Genomic DNA, 14516 nt, shown 5'->3' with positions numbered 1-14516 from the left:
AACAATGGTAATGTGTATAAAACGTTAAGCAGCTACTACTTTACCTGGGTTTATCAGTTCGGTCACATCAACCTCCAATATGGCTGCTATTTGAAACAAACGTTCAACAGTGATTTTGGTGTAGCCCAATTCAATTTTACTATAGGCGTTTTGCGAGATACTAAGCTTGGCAGCAAGGTATTCCTGGGTATAATTTAACCCTTCCCTGCTATGCCTGATGTTAGCGGCAATTGCCTTGATCCTGGTATTCAGCATGTCTTTCATTCAATTACATATTTATCAGATGTAATTAACGAGAATAATTTGTAACCGGATTTTTTATTTTTCAATTTTTTTTGAGAAAAAAAAGATAAAAAGGAATATTGCTTTAATGTTTTTAATTTATACTAAACATAAAGCCTGTTTTTGTACGTAAGTTTCTTTTTGGTTAAATACTTGATTTAATTAATATTATATAAAAAAATCATAAAAAAAGCGATAAATTTTTCAATCTATCGCTTTAATGCCTGGTATAAGTGGGCAAAGCAGTCTATTCAGTGAGGTCATAGCTGATGAGCACAGTTGGCAACAGGGTAGCCGCCTCTAACGGCACCTGGTTGTATGTGATAATAGGTTTGCGCTGGCTGTAATAATCAAAAGCCTGTTTAATAGTTGCGTTGCTGGTGTTTGCCGATGTATTGAAGCTGATGGAAAAAGGCAGTATAAAATCGTGCAGCTTTTCATGATCGGGGATGATCCATTTATGGTTAGATTTTTTGAGCGCCTCAATAATAGGTACAACCAAAACAGCATCATCGGCATAGTAAACAATTATTTTCTTGATAGTGCCTTTATCATCCGCGGTGAATTTAAAAACCGCGGTACCCGCGGCTTTCTTTTTCATAATTTCGGGCGATACGATGAGGCTGTCTTTAAAAAAACGGCTCATGATCGGGCTGCCGCCCTGGAAAGGGAAGGCCAGTTGTGTTTGCGCTTTGGTAAGTAAGGATGATGATACCAGCGCTATAAGAAACAGAATCTTCTTCATTTAATTTTCGGGTTTAGGCTCGCGTTTGCTGCCTTGGTAAAGTTCGTATTCAAAAAGGCGGCAATCAAGCTTTCCATTATAAAATTCAATTTTGCGGGCGGCTCTCAAACCTATTTTTTTAGCCAGGTCCGGATTGCCGGTAAATACATAACCCCGGTAACCAAGGCATTTCTTTTTCAGGAAATCGCCTACGCGTTTATAGGTCATTTCAAGTTTGGTGTGTACGCCAAGGCGCTCTCCGTATTCCGGGTTAAACATCACAATACCAGGTTCGGCAGGTACGTCAGTTTCTTCAAAATCACAAACGGCAAAATCAATTAAATGTTCTACGCCGGCTGTTTTGGCATTTTTACGCGCAACATCCACGGCATCGGCCGAAATATCGGTAGCGATGATTTTAAAGCTGGTTTCTTTTTTCGCTTTATCCTTTAACGCGCGGCGCTCGGCAAAAAATACCGTTTCGTCGTATCCTGACAGGTGCATAAAACCGTAATTCATCCTGAATAAGCCGGGATATTTATCAGTAGCCAGCAACGCCGCCTCAATAGCCAGCGTTCCTGAGCCGCACATGGGGTTGATAAAAGTGCTTTTCCTGTCCCAGTTGGTAGCCATAATGGTTGATGTGGCCAGGGCTTCCAGCATAGGCGCCTTTCCCGGTATTTTGCGGTAGCTGTGCTTGGCCAGCGTTTCGCCCGATGTATCTAAAAATATTTCGGCACGGTTATCCTGCCAGTATAAATGCACAACGGTTTTATTAACCTCCGGGCCCGAATTAGGCCTGATACCTTTTATGGATTTTATCCTGTCAACAATAGCGTCTTTCACCTTAACATTGGCAAACAGCGGGGTTAAGATATGCTCGTTGTTTACGTTGGAGGTTACAGAGAAGTATCCCGCAAAATCTATCAGTTTTTCCCACTCAATAGTTACCAGCTCGTTGTAAAGTTCGGCGGGATCATTGGCAATAAATGCTTTTAATAAATATAGTACCTGGCTGCCGCAGCGCAGGTTTAAATTAAGTGGTATGGTATCTGTAACGGTACCCTGCAGCTCAACGCCTGTATTAAAAACACGGGTTGGCTCATACCCTAAAGCTTCAACCTCCTGCTGCAGGTAGGGCGATAATCTTTTGTTACAGGTAATGATGATCTTACTTTCTGTGTGGAAAACTTGCATATTAATTTGGCAAAATTAACAATTAAAAAGCCCCTATTTTAATTTCATTACTATTAACTTTACATTTTAAATTATTTGAACACTAATTATGGAAGTTAAAGGTAAGGTACATGAAGTGTCGGCTACCCAGCAAGTAACCGAATCGCTCAAAAAACGCGAACTTATACTTGAATATATTGAGAACCCTCAATACCCCGAATATTTAAAGTTTGAAGCGATACAGGATCGTTGCAATTTGTTGGATAACGTAAAAGTTGGCGATGATATTGAAGTTTCATTCAACTTAAGAGGCCGCCCCTGGACAGATAAAACCGGCAAAAAATCTTATTTCAACTCGCTGCAGTTATGGAGAATAACTCCCCTTGCCGCTGCTAACAGTGCCGCGGCAGCGCCTCAATACGCGGCGCCTTCGGCTGATATCAGCTCGTCGGCCGATGATGACGACCTGCCATTTTAATATTTACAGATACCCAAAATTGCAGAAGGCCTCCGTTTTTCGGGGGCCTTCTGTTTTTATCCGGATTTTTTGGAAACTTTATATCGGCCGTTAAGTTGAATGCAATAAACCCATATTAAACAGGCTTTTAACAAAAGCGCTAATTGTTAAATATTGTTAAAAGGCAGCTTTGTAAATGGATTTCAGATAATTTTGTATGTTAACAAATGAAGAAGAGGAGCATAGGTTTAATTATTGGCTTAATGGGTTTCGCGCTTTTGAGCGTGGTAGCCATGCAATTTTATTTCCTGAGGCAATCGTACCAGATGCAATCCGATTTGTTTGACCGGTCTGTGCGCGAGTCGCTCAACAGCGTTGTTGATAAAGTAACCCGCCAGGATGCCAATAATTTTTTAAAGGCCAAAACCCAGCCGGTTAGTAAAGTTATTACTGATAGTGAAGAAGGAGGGGGAGTTGCGGTTACAACTATAAAAGCCCGAAGCAAGAAAAAGAAACCCTCTGCCCGCGAAAAACGGATAGCCATGCTCCGCGATAGTTTACAGCGGATGATCAACCATAAAAAAATGGATGATCAGTTAAATACCCTCTTACAAACTGAAGGCACCGTTGATTTTAAGGTACATGTTGAAGAATATACCGACGAGTTTGGCGTAGTGCATGAGCAGTTAACGCCCGAAATTGTACGTACGCATATTACGCGCCGTATTACACGCCCTAAAAAGCTGCATAAATACGATACGCTGAGGTATGTTTATGTCGACCCTCAATTTGGCAAGCAAATGATTTCGGTGCCACGCATTAACCCGCTTTGGGTGCAGGAACAGGCCCGTAAGCAAAAGGAAAAGCAGTTGTTGCAGATCAAAAAAATGCTGGAGGTTGATTCGCTCGAAAAAGTACACCTGGCCGGTAACAAACCAACCGTTATTGAAAACCTTGCCGAAGAATACCGTAAATCCGGCGAGCCGTTGAACAAGCGTATCAACCCGCTTTGGATCGATTCATTATTGCGGTTCGAGCTGCATAACCGCGGAATAACATTGCCATTTAGCTACGAGATAAGTACAGCCAACAGCGATTCGCTCATTTTTTCGAACGCCAGCGACAGCCAGAGCGATAAGCCGCCGGTATTTACAGCCGCCAATACTTATCAAACCCCGATTTTTACCAAAGAGGTGATTAATGACCCCGGAAAGATCATGTTATCCTTCCCGCAAAAAAACTCGCTTATTTTGAGTAACATGACGGCTACTATGGCTACAACAGGCGGCTTGACCATGGTATTGATCATTTGTTTCGGTTACACGATTTTTTCTATCCTGAGACAGAAAAAAATATCAGAAATGAAGATCGATTTTATCAATAACATGACCCACGAGTTTAAAACGCCGGTATCAACCATTATGATTGCCAGCGAAGCCTTGAGGGATAATGAAATAGCCGAAGATAAAGCCCGGGTTTCGCGCCTGGCCAATATCATTTTTGAAGAAAACGCCCGTTTAGGCAGCCATATTGAAAGGGTACTGAATATTGCCCGCATTGAGCGTAATGATTTTAAACTGGATAAAAAGCCGGTTGATGTAAATGAGATGATCTCGGTAGTGCTGGATAGCATGTCGCTGAAGTTGCAGAAGTGCGGTGCCAAAACCACCCTGCACCTTGACGCCGAAAATGCTTTTATTATTGCTGATGAACTGCATTTTTCGAACGTGTTGTACAACCTGATTGATAACGCTATTAAATACAGCAATGAAGCGCCCGATATTACCATAAGCACAGCCATTAAAAGCGGACAGGTAGTGATCAGGGTAGCCGATAAGGGTATTGGCATGAGCCGCGATCAGCAAACGAAGATATTTGAGCAGTTTTACCGTATCCCCACCGGCAACGTGCATAACGTTAAGGGCTTTGGGCTTGGGTTAAGTTATGTGAATACCATAGTGAAACGGCTTAACGGTACCATTGGCGTAAAATCAGAAAAAGATAAAGGATCGGAGTTTGAGCTGAAGTTCGCGGTGGCGTAGGCTTTGGGTCCGGAAGTTGGAAAGGCCGCATGTCCGAAAGAAAGGATTGCAGGTTGTTCCATTTAAAAAACCTTCCAGGCAAAAAATCTTCCGGACATGCGGACTTCCGGACAAAAAAGAAACACTTTCGGACTTGCGGACTTTCCGACTTTCCGGACTTATAATATATGAAAAAAATACTACTTGTTGAGGATGATGCCAACCTGGGGTTGTTATTACAGGATTACCTGCAGTTAAAAGGCAAATTTGATGTGGTTTTATGTAAGGATGGTGAAGAAGGCCTGCGCGCTTTTACCAAACAAACCTATGATTTGCTGATCCTGGATGTGATGATGCCCAAAAAAGATGGTTTTACCCTCGGCAAGGATATCCGCAAGATCAATGCCGGGGTGCCTATTATTTTTGCCACAGCCAAAGGCATGATCGAGGATAAAACCCAGGCTTTTAATCTCGGGGGCGATGATTACATCACCAAACCATTCCGCATTGAAGAGCTGCTGCTCCGGATAAATGCCCTGCTAAAGCGCACCGACAATGCCGGTAAAAAAGAAGAGGAGAAGCAAACCTCGTTCAATATCGGCAAATACACGTTCGATTATACATCGCAGATGATTATGATTGGCGATAGCCAGCAAAAGCTGTCCACCAAAGAAGCCGAGTTGTTACGCCTCCTTTGCATGCGTAAAAACGAAGTGCTTACCCGCGAAGAAGCCCTGCTTAACATCTGGCATGATGATAATTACTTTAACGGGCGTAGCATGGACGTGTTTTTAAGCAAGATCCGCAAGTATCTTAAAGATGATCCGAACGTGGAAATCATCAACGTGCATGGCCGTGGATATAAACTGCTTATCAATTAATATCAGGGTTTTATTTTTCTGATGCTAAACGCTGTTCGATCTAACCTTGGCGGTTCATTTTCCGGATAGTTGTAGGCAACACTATTTAAATAGTTGGCGATACGTAAACGCTCTTGCCATGTCAAATCTTTGTAGTAAATACTATGGTTTGCAGCCTCTTTTGCGGTTCGGGCTTTAAATGCCGTCCTGTCTAATCTGTAATTACCCATAAGCCAAATATAACGTATAAACTACAGGCCTTGTAAAAACTTTGTTAAATCAACATCCGGTCAGGTTTAATTTATTATAATAGGTCTGTTATTGACTGAACTGATCTTATAATTTATTCACTATGAATTTAAAACTACTTTTTTCGTGTTTTATTGCGGCCGGTATTGCAATGCCGGCATTAGCCCAGGAGCCCGTTGATGCAGCGATGGTGCAAAAGATAAGGGATGAAGGACTTAACCATTCAAAAGTGATGGAAACGGCCTTCTATCTTACTGATGTTTCGGGGCCCCGCCTGGCAAACTCGCCGGGTTTAATACGCGCCCAGAAATGGGCCGTTAACCAGCTTAAAACCTGGGGTATGAGCAACGCTAAACTCGAAGCCTGGGGTAAGTTTGGCAAAGGCTGGGAAGTGCAAAAAAACTATGCTGCCATTACGGTGCCTTATTATCACGCCATTATTGCTATCCCTAAAGCCTGGACACCCGGTACCGATGGCTTAATTAAAGGCGACGTAATGGTTTTAAAAGCCGATTCGGCTGCCGAGCTTGAACAGTATAAGGGTAAACTGGCCGGTAAAATTGTGATATTTGATACCAAGGCGCCAACCGAGCGTACCTGGAAAGCAGATGCTGCCCGCTATACCGATGAAGAGCTTGCCGAAATGGCTGGTGCCAAAGCAACGCCTGCCGGTCCACGCCGCAATGCTACTGATCCTAATGCTGCGCAAATGGCAAACTTTCGGAAGCTGCGCGCGTTCAGAACTGCTTTAAGCCAGTTTTTGGTTGATGAAAAAGTTGGCCTGGTGTTAAGCCAGGGGCGTGGCACGGACGGAACCGTGTTTACCACTAATGGCGCATCGTATGCTGATACCGCCAAAGCGGTTGCTCCCGAACTGGAAACCAGCAGTGAAGATTATCAGCGCATTTTACGCTTGTTGAAAGGCGGACAGCCTGTACAACTGGAGGCTGAAATTAAAACCCGTTTTATTACCGACGATCTGCAAGGCTACAACGTTATTGCCGAAATTCCGGGTACTGATAAGAAGCTGAAAGACCAGGTGGTAATGATTGGCGGTCACCTCGATTCGTGGCATGCGGCCACCGGCGCAACCGATAATGCTGCAGGCAGCGCGGTGATGCTGGAGGCAATGCGTATTTTGAAAGCCATAAACTTTAAGCCCAAACGCACCATCCGTATTGCTTTATGGAGTTCGGAAGAGCAGGGCTTATTCGGCTCGCGCGGCTATGTAGCCAACCATTTCGGCGATCCCAAAACCATGGAATTAAAACCTGAGCAGGCTAAGCTTTCGGCATACTATAACCTGGATAATGGCACCGGCAAAATCCGCGGCGTTTACTTACAGGGCGATTCGGCTGCCGCTCCTATTTTCAAGGCATGGTTAGAGCCGTTTAAGGATCTGGGTGCTACAACACTCACTATCCGGAATACCGGCGGTACTGATCACCTTTCATTTGACGCGGTAGGGATCCCTGGTTTTCAGTTTATTCAGGATGCTATCGATTATGGTTCGCGTACCCACCATAGCAACCAGGATACTTATGATCGCCTGATAGAAGATGACCTTAAACAGGCTGCAACCATTGTGGCTTCGTTTGTATATCATACCTCACAGCGCGCCGAAATGATTCCGCGCAAGGAGTTGCCTAAGCCCCAGGCGGCAAGATAATAGTTAACAAAAAGGGATGCCCGGCCGGGTATCCCTTTTTTATTGCTTTATCCGCTGGTCAAAAACAAACGGTACGGATCTGATGAGTTTGATAGCCCCAAAATCTTGATGCTTAGGGTTAAGCAGGTAATTAAATTCCTCTTCAATAATTGATGAGGGTACGGCCAGTATAGCGGTTTTTTGTTCTTTGATCCAGTTTTCGCCTATTGTTTGGGTAAAGCGCATCTGGTTAAAGTTGCTCCAATCGGGCTTAAGCGTATTTAAATTAATAGTAGTTATTTTAAGGTTATCCGGTACTTCGATAGTCATCACGTTAAACGCAAGGTTTAATCCCAGTTGGTTACGATGCACCACATTTTCAAGGCAGGCTAATGATCTGCTTGAAGCAGTATAGATCATATCCACGTCATTGGGGTTCCAGCGGGCGGCCCGCCCCGAGGCTACCAGTTTGTTCGCGTATTTAGCAAGCGCTATCCTGTATACCAGCATATGGCTTAGGCCAGGTCTCCGTATTGGATACGGGTTAATTCTTCGTCGATGAGCTGGATGCCGGTAATGGTATCCATTAAATCAAAAGGCAAACGGTTGCCAAGCCCATAGGCAGGCGTGTGTAACCATTGCTGAAAAGCCTGTGCCGATCCAAATACCTCAATGCCGCTATCAAACAGCGCGAATGCTTTAAGCAGTTTTTCACTTAACGATGCATCAAGCTTTAATTGCCTGTTAACATGGTTTTGAATGGTTTTTACAGTAGTTTTAAAGGTTTCCTGGAACTCATCCTGCGTAAAGCCAGAAAGCGCCAGAAAATCAAGGGCGCTTTTAGCCTCAAGGCCTTTTTTTGATGTATCCAGCAGGCTGATGGCATCGTTATAACGGGGCATAGTGATGTATGGCTCCTGAAAATCATTTAAAATGCCGGCTTTTATGGGCTCGGTTTTATATTGAACAGGCTTTTTAGCACTATTTGTGGGTTGTTTGCGGGTTTCCATAAACCAAAAATTGCTCTATACAAATATGGAAAATTTTCCATGAATAAAAGAATATTTTCCCGTTTATTTTAATTCAACTTTTTGATGCTGATAGGGGATCTCTACCTGCTTAAATCCTTTTTGCCTTAACTTATCTGCAAAATGTTGTTGTACCTCGTATTCACCATGCACAAGAAAAGCGCTTTTCACAAGGGCTGGGTCCTGGCAGGATACGAAATGAAGCAGGTCATCGTAATCGCCGTGGGCGCTCATGGACTTGATTGATTGTACTTCGGCTTTCACCTCATACATCTCGCCAAAAATATGCACCTCATGGTCGCCGCGCAGCAACCTGCCGCCTAATGAGTTGGGCTCGCAATAACCAACCATTAAAATGGTGTTTTTTTGATTGTTGATATTGTTTTTGATGTGATGTTTTACCCTCCCGGCTTCGGCCATGCCCGATGAGGATATGATAACGCAAGGTCGCGGGTCGTCGTTTAGCTCCTTTGATTCTTCTACGCTCTCAATAAATTTCAGTCCTTTAAAACCGAACGGGTTAGCGTCAACTTTTAAAACTTCCTGCACGTTTTTATTATACACTTCGGTATGGTTCATCAAAACCTGTGTCGCTTTTTCAGATAGCGGGCTATCAACATAAAACGGAATATCTGGTAAAACGCCTTTTAGCTCCAGTTGGTTCAACGCATAAAGCAATTCCTGTGTGCGGCCAACGCTGAAAGCCGGGATAATAACCTTACCTTTTTTAATCTCGCAGGTTTGCTTGATGATATCGAGCAGGGCATCTTCAATGGGGCCGAGTTCTTTATGCAGCGAATCGCCATAGGTGGATTCTAATAAGATATAATCAGCCTGCTCAAAAGGCTGCGGGTTTTTCAATAACATATCGCCATAGCGGCCAACATCGCCGCTGAACGAAACACGATGGGTTTTGCCGTCCTCAACCAAACTGAGATGTACAGCCGCGCTGCCCAAAATATGCCCGGCATCAGTAAAATTGAATTTTACATTTTCGTTGAGCACATATTCTTCGCCGTATTCAACAATTTTAAACAGGTGCAAGGCCTCTGTTACATCCTCCTCTGTATACAATGGCGTAAGCAGCGGCTGGCCCTTGCGCGCGCGGTGCTTATTGTCGTATTCAACATCCTGTACCTGGATTTTGGCCGAATCAAGTAACAGGATACGGGTGAGATCCATGGTGGCCGGGGTGCAATAAATATTACCTTCAAAGCCCTCGGCAACCAAACGAGGGATCAGGCCGCAATGGTCAATATGCGCGTGCGACAGGATCAGGTGGTTAACCTTTTTGGGGTTGAAGCCAAAGTGTTCGTTCATTTCTTCGGTTTGCTCGCCCAGGCCCTGGAACATCCCGCAATCAAGCAAAATACCGGTGCCATCGTTCAGCTTTATCAAATGCTTACTGCCGGTTACGTTGCGGGCAGCGCCATGAAATGTTATATTCATTTATAAATGGTGTATGAAGTAACTCAACGAAGATGGCGATTAAAAGTTTATCAAATTAAAAACTAAAAATTTAGTTGTTAATTTGAGGTATATGCCTTAACTTAGTTTAACCGATCAATCAAATTAATACACGAGGTATTAATATTTAAAGTACGCACATGGAAATTAAAGAGTTAACCCGCGCAGAAGAGCAGATTATGCAAGTGCTTTGGCTGCTGAAAAAAGGGTATGTTAAAGATGTTATAGACCAGTTACCCGAGCCGAAGCCAGCCTATAACACGGTATCAACCATTATCAGGATTTTGGAAACCAAAGGTTTTGTGGGGCATACGGCCTATGGCAAAAGTCATGAGTATCATCCGGTGATCAGCAAAGAGCAATACCAGGATTTTGCTGCAGATAAGTTGCTGAGCGGTTATTTTGATAACTCGGTTAACCGCATGTTTTCATTTTTTGTGAAGAAGGAAAAGATCGACCTGAAGGAGGCCGATGAGATCATGAAACTGATTGAAAAACTAAAAGAAAAATAATCATGGGCTGGTGGCAATATCTGTTGTTGGTAAATATATACCTGTTGCTGTTTTACGGGTTTTATGTGTTGTTATTGCGTAAGGAAACTTTTTTTCAGCTTAACAGGCTTTACCTGGTAAGTGCCGCCGTTTTATCGTTCATGATTCCCGTTATCCAGGCCAGCTGGGTGCAAAACCTGTTTATAACGCAGCAGGTAAAATATACTTTGTATAACAGCCCGGTACTGGTGTATGGGTTTAGGCCGATCGAAGAGTCGCCGGTAAGCATAGGACAAATTCTGTTTATCATCTACATGGCCGGTATCCTGTTTTTGTCGGCCAGGCTCATCTGGCAATTAATCAAGCTTAAAAAAGTAATCAACCAGCCCGATCCCGCTGTATCGTACTCTTTTTTCAAAACAGTGAAATTAAACGCCGACGGTGAAGTGCATGAAGCCATATCCAATCACGAGGATGTGCATGCCCGGCAGTGGCACTCGGCCGATGTATTGCTGGTTGAACTGGTGATGATTATAAACTGGTTTAACCCGGTGGTATATTTTTACCGCATGGCCATTAAACATATTCACGAGTTTATTGCCGACAGGCAGGCTATTGAAGCAGGCACCAATAAGGCCGATTATGCGATGCTGCTGTTAAGCCAGACATTTCATACCCCCACGCACAACCTTGTTAACCCGTTTTTTAACAAAAGCATGCTGAAGGCCCGCATCATGATGCTGCAAAAAAACAACTCGCAGCGAATTAAACTCATTAAATACGGGCTTTCGGCGCCATTGTTTATGTTGATGATGATCTTATCATCGGCTACTATTAATAACAGTAATGCTGTTGCGGTGATCAATACCAATGCCAATAAAGTTTTTGAAACCCCGGCCAGTAAAGTAGCCGAAATTACTATTGATGAGCCGCTGCCTGCCAACAATGACAGCGTAGCTGATTCCGATACGACAGCAGTTTTTACCGCTGTTGAAAACGTACCCGAATTTCCGGGCGGGCTTGAAGCTTTCGGCAAATTTTTAGGCCGAAACATTAAATATCCAGCAACGGCCCGCGAGCAAAAGATACAAGGCAGGGTAATCATTACTTTTATTGTTGAAAAGGATGGTTCACTATCCAATGAAAAAATTGTAAGGGGAATTACCGGTGAATTGAATAACGAAGCTATGCGCGTGATTGCCCTGTCGCCAAAATGGAAGCCGGGGATACAAAATGGGCGACCGGTTAGGGTGCAATATTCGGTACCTATAAATTTTTCGCTCGCTCCTGATGATATGCCCCGGGTTGATACAGTATCGGAGATTAAAGGGAAAATCATATCAGAACCGGTTTTTACGGCTGTTGAGCAGGCGCCGGAGTTTCCCGGAGGGATTGAAGCCTTTAGTAAGTTCCTGGCAGCCAACCTCAGATATCCGAAGGCAGCCAGGGAAAACAATATACAGGGCAGGGTGATCATTACCTTTGTAGTTGAAAAGGACGGATCGTTAACCGATATGAAAGTGGTTAGAGGAATTGGGGCCGGCTGCGATGAGGAAGCGGTAAGGGTGCTTAAGCTTTCACCCGCCTGGAAGTGCGGAACCCAAAACGGCCGCCCGGTAAAAGTACAGTACAGTGTACCGATAAGTTTTACGTTGGCAGACGACGATAAAAAGGAGAAAACCGGCGACAATAAAACCGGCGTGGTGGAAGGCGCTAATTCAACTTCATCATTTGCTGGCCAGTTGCGTAAGGATACTACAAAATACGTGCTCAATTTAAAGGGTGTTAATACCGGCGCCCAACCATTATACATCATAGACGGGTTTGTGCAAAAAACTCCCGTCGCGGTAAATACACTCAACCCGTCTGATATTGAAAGTATCAGTGTGCTGCGAGATAAATCGGCAACGGCTATTTATGGCAGTAAAGCTACAAATGGGGTGGTTATGATAGTTACTAAAGCAGCTAAGAAGAAGAACCGAATTTAAAGTAATTAATACAATTTTCACCGAAACTGTTATGAGTGCTTTGTGGCTGTAAGTATTTTTAACAATCCGCAAAAAACATGTATTTTTGTGGGATATGAGTAGCAATAGCAGGCTAAACCCTACGCTTTTTTCAACGCGATATGTACATTTAACCAAACTGCGTAATGCAACTTTAAAGGTAATGCAGGATTTAACTGCTGCTGATAAAAGCCTTACCCTTATTGATTTTGGCTGTGGCGATATGCCCTATAAATCGGTTATTGAACCGATGGTAGGTAAGTATATCGGCGTGGATCTTGATATCAATCCACTTGCAGATTATCATATAGATCACGACAGCAAAACCACCCTGCCCGATAATTTTTGTGATATTGTACTCTCTAACCAGGTATTGGAACACGTGGATTCACCACATAGCTATCTATCTGAAGCTTTACGGATTTTAAAACCTGGAGGTAGTATAATATGTACAACGCATGGTTACTGGTATTATCATCCCACTCCGTACGATTACTGGCGGTGGACAAGTGCCGGTCTTCGTAAAACTATAGAGGCTGAAGGTTTCAAAATTACCTCATTTCATGGTATCATGGGCCTTGCTGCAAGCGGTATACAACTGTTTCAAGATGCTATCCTATTAAAACTTCCCAAGTTTTTGGCCCCTCCATTCGCTTTTGTAATGCAAAGTTTTATCCGTTTGTTTGATAAGATACATTCGCAACCGCAACGTGACAGGGATGCGTCATTATATGTAGTGATAGCTCAAAAACCGTTGAGTACTTTGTAATGGATAAGTTTAATTTATGCATTATAAAGCCCAACAAAAGCGCTTTTTCAGAAACCTTTATACAAGCACATGTTGACAGGATACAGGCGAATAAAAAAGTGCTTTATGGCGGGGCATTTCCGCTTTGCGATGACGCTGGGAAGTTTATCATCAAATCTAAAATCGGACTTTTGAGTTATCTTATTCAAAAAAGGATATTCAAAAAGCAAGAAATTGGCGTACGAACGAGAGCCTTAGCTCAATATTTGAAATTTAATAAGATAGATGTTGTACTTGCGGAGTACGGCATGGTGGGCGCTATGGTATCCGGTGCATGTAAACTTGCTGATGTTCCATTGGTTATACATTTTCATGGCGCGGACGCACACCATAAACCCACTGTAAGTGCATATAACGAACTATACAGGAAAGCATTTTCTTATTGCTCGGCGATAGTGGCGGTTTCTCAGGATATGATTGAGGCTTTGATAACCCTCGGCGCGCCTGCCGAAAAAATTGTCCTTAATCCTTATGGAGTTGATGCGGCCAAATTTCCGCAGATCGATATATCACAATCGCCTGTTAATTTTTTGTCGGTAGGAAGGTTTGTTGAAAAAAAATCGCCTGCATCCATTGTTCTGGCTTTTAAAATGGTGCATGAAAATTATCCGCAAGCCCGTTTATGGATGGTGGGAGAAGGACCGCTCTTTAACGATGTGGAGGTACTTGTAAAACAGTTAAATTTAACTGATTATGTTACCTTAACAGGCGTATTAACAGCCGACGGCATTAATAAATTAATGCAAAATATGCGCTGTTTTGTACAACATTCTGTAACCGCCGCCGATGGCGATATGGAAGGTACTCCTAATACTATACTTGAAGCAGGCTCGGCGGGTCTTGCGATTGTAAGTACAAAGCATGCGGGTATTAAGGAGGCTGTTATTAATGGTAAAACAGGATACCTGGTAGACGAACACGATATTAAGGGCATGGCCGGCTATATGATTAAAATAGCATCGGATGTTAACCTTGCTGCCGGGTTAGGGAAAAAGGAAGCGGCGCACATCCGTAAGAACTATGATATAAACGATAGGATAGAAAAGTTGACTATCATACTTAAACAATCAATAAAAAAGCATTAATATGTTAAATAAATCGGCGCACAAAGCCGTCAAAAAAATGGATTGCAACCTCGTTAAACAAGACTTGGGCATTGTTAATTTATGCGCTTTTTTTTAAAAGGCTACAGTTTGACATGTGTAACAAGGTGAGGAATTATATTATGCTACTACCCGATGGAGCAATTTTCTTCTTGCAGCGCTGTTAATTACCTTGTTAAAATCTCCGTTAATATTG

General features: G+C 43.2%; 15 protein-coding genes. 8 read left to right on the top strand and 7 right to left on the bottom strand.

Annotated elements, in window-relative coordinates; all coding sequences use genetic code 11:
* Nucleotides 1–24: 24 nt before the first annotated feature.
* The 3 genes from LX99_RS22060 to LX99_RS22050 all read right to left on the bottom strand — a co-directional run bounded on the left by LX99_RS22060 (nucleotide 25) and on the right by LX99_RS22050 (nucleotide 2203).
* Nucleotides 25–264 (bottom strand): helix-turn-helix domain-containing protein, encoded by a 240-nt coding sequence (locus tag LX99_RS22060; protein WP_022834004.1) that lies wholly within the window; start codon nucleotides 262–264, stop codon nucleotides 25–27.
* A gap of 265 nt (nucleotides 265–529) precedes the next feature.
* On the bottom strand, nucleotides 530–1027 hold the full coding sequence (locus LX99_RS22055; protein ID WP_109609802.1) for a hypothetical protein: 498 nt from the start codon (nucleotides 1025–1027) through the stop codon (nucleotides 530–532).
* Nucleotides 1028–2203, bottom strand: a complete 1176-nt coding sequence (locus LX99_RS22050; RefSeq protein WP_109609801.1) for a THUMP domain-containing class I SAM-dependent RNA methyltransferase — start codon at nucleotides 2201–2203, stop codon at nucleotides 1028–1030.
* Nucleotides 2204–2291: 88 nt separating this feature from the next.
* Here LX99_RS22050 and LX99_RS22045 point away from each other — a divergent pair, with 88 nt between their 5' ends.
* The 3 genes from LX99_RS22045 to LX99_RS22035 all read left to right on the top strand — a co-directional run bounded on the left by LX99_RS22045 (nucleotide 2292) and on the right by LX99_RS22035 (nucleotide 5541).
* Complete coding sequence (locus tag LX99_RS22045; protein ID WP_109609800.1) at nucleotides 2292–2660, top strand: DUF3127 domain-containing protein; 369 nt, start codon at nucleotides 2292–2294, stop codon at nucleotides 2658–2660.
* 206 nt (nucleotides 2661–2866) lie between these two features.
* Nucleotides 2867–4681, top strand: a complete 1815-nt coding sequence (locus LX99_RS22040) for a sensor histidine kinase (RefSeq protein WP_109609799.1) — start codon at nucleotides 2867–2869, stop codon at nucleotides 4679–4681.
* Between the two features lie 167 nt (nucleotides 4682–4848).
* Nucleotides 4849–5541 (top strand): response regulator transcription factor, encoded by a 693-nt coding sequence (locus LX99_RS22035; RefSeq protein WP_109609798.1) that lies wholly within the window; start codon nucleotides 4849–4851, stop codon nucleotides 5539–5541.
* A 2-nt stretch (nucleotides 5542–5543) separates the two neighbouring features.
* On the opposite strand, the gene LX99_RS22030 is transcribed toward LX99_RS22035, so the two are convergent.
* Nucleotides 5544–5750 (bottom strand): hypothetical protein, encoded by a 207-nt coding sequence (locus LX99_RS22030; protein WP_109609797.1) that lies wholly within the window; start codon nucleotides 5748–5750, stop codon nucleotides 5544–5546.
* 122 nt (nucleotides 5751–5872) lie between these two features.
* Here LX99_RS22030 and LX99_RS22025 point away from each other — a divergent pair, with 122 nt between their 5' ends.
* The gene (locus LX99_RS22025) at nucleotides 5873–7438 is read left to right on the top strand and encodes a M20/M25/M40 family metallo-hydrolase (protein WP_109609796.1); all 1566 of its coding nucleotides are present in this window, start codon (nucleotides 5873–5875) and stop codon (nucleotides 7436–7438) included.
* A gap of 39 nt (nucleotides 7439–7477) precedes the next feature.
* Here the strand turns inward: LX99_RS22025 and LX99_RS22020 are convergent, their stop codons facing one another.
* The 3 genes from LX99_RS22020 to LX99_RS22010 all read right to left on the bottom strand — a co-directional run bounded on the left by LX99_RS22020 (nucleotide 7478) and on the right by LX99_RS22010 (nucleotide 9894).
* Nucleotides 7478–7927 carry an RES family NAD+ phosphorylase gene (locus tag LX99_RS22020; RefSeq protein WP_022829715.1) on the bottom strand — a complete coding sequence of 150 codons (450 nt, stop codon included), beginning with the start codon at nucleotides 7925–7927 and terminating at the stop codon, nucleotides 7478–7480.
* A 5-nt stretch (nucleotides 7928–7932) separates the two neighbouring features.
* Entirely contained in the window at nucleotides 7933–8427 is a 495-nt protein-coding gene (parS, locus tag LX99_RS22015; RefSeq protein WP_109609795.1) for a type II RES/Xre toxin-antitoxin system antitoxin, read from the bottom strand.
* 63 nt (nucleotides 8428–8490) lie between these two features.
* Nucleotides 8491–9894 carry an MBL fold metallo-hydrolase RNA specificity domain-containing protein gene (locus tag LX99_RS22010; RefSeq protein ID WP_109609794.1) on the bottom strand — a complete coding sequence of 468 codons (1404 nt, stop codon included), beginning with the start codon at nucleotides 9892–9894 and terminating at the stop codon, nucleotides 8491–8493.
* 158 nt (nucleotides 9895–10052) lie between these two features.
* Between LX99_RS22010 and LX99_RS22005 the strand changes: the two genes are divergently transcribed.
* The 4 genes from LX99_RS22005 (at nucleotide 10053) to LX99_RS21990 (ending at nucleotide 14302) form a co-directional block, all read left to right on the top strand.
* Nucleotides 10053–10424, top strand: coding sequence for a BlaI/MecI/CopY family transcriptional regulator (locus LX99_RS22005; RefSeq protein ID WP_022829769.1), 372 nt, complete (start codon nucleotides 10053–10055; stop codon nucleotides 10422–10424).
* Between the two features lie 2 nt (nucleotides 10425–10426).
* Nucleotides 10427–12391 (top strand): M56 family metallopeptidase, encoded by a 1965-nt coding sequence (locus tag LX99_RS26160; RefSeq protein ID WP_109609793.1) that lies wholly within the window; start codon nucleotides 10427–10429, stop codon nucleotides 12389–12391.
* A gap of 94 nt (nucleotides 12392–12485) precedes the next feature.
* Nucleotides 12486–13178: a class I SAM-dependent methyltransferase gene (locus LX99_RS21995; protein ID WP_109609792.1), complete on the top strand. Its 693-nt coding sequence runs from the start codon at nucleotides 12486–12488 to the stop codon at nucleotides 13176–13178.
* A complete protein-coding gene (locus LX99_RS21990; RefSeq protein ID WP_109609791.1) occupies nucleotides 13178–14302 on the top strand; it encodes a glycosyltransferase in 1125 nt (374 codons plus the stop codon). Before LX99_RS21995 ends, LX99_RS21990 begins: the two co-directional genes overlap by 1 nt.
* Nucleotides 14303–14516 lie beyond the last annotated feature (214 nt).

The organism is Mucilaginibacter oryzae (assembly GCF_003148845.1).
Lineage (GTDB): Bacteria > Bacteroidota > Bacteroidia > Sphingobacteriales > Sphingobacteriaceae > Mucilaginibacter > Mucilaginibacter oryzae.
Note: the sequence above shows the minus strand (reverse complement) of the source record. Positions and strands in the feature narration are given on the sequence as shown.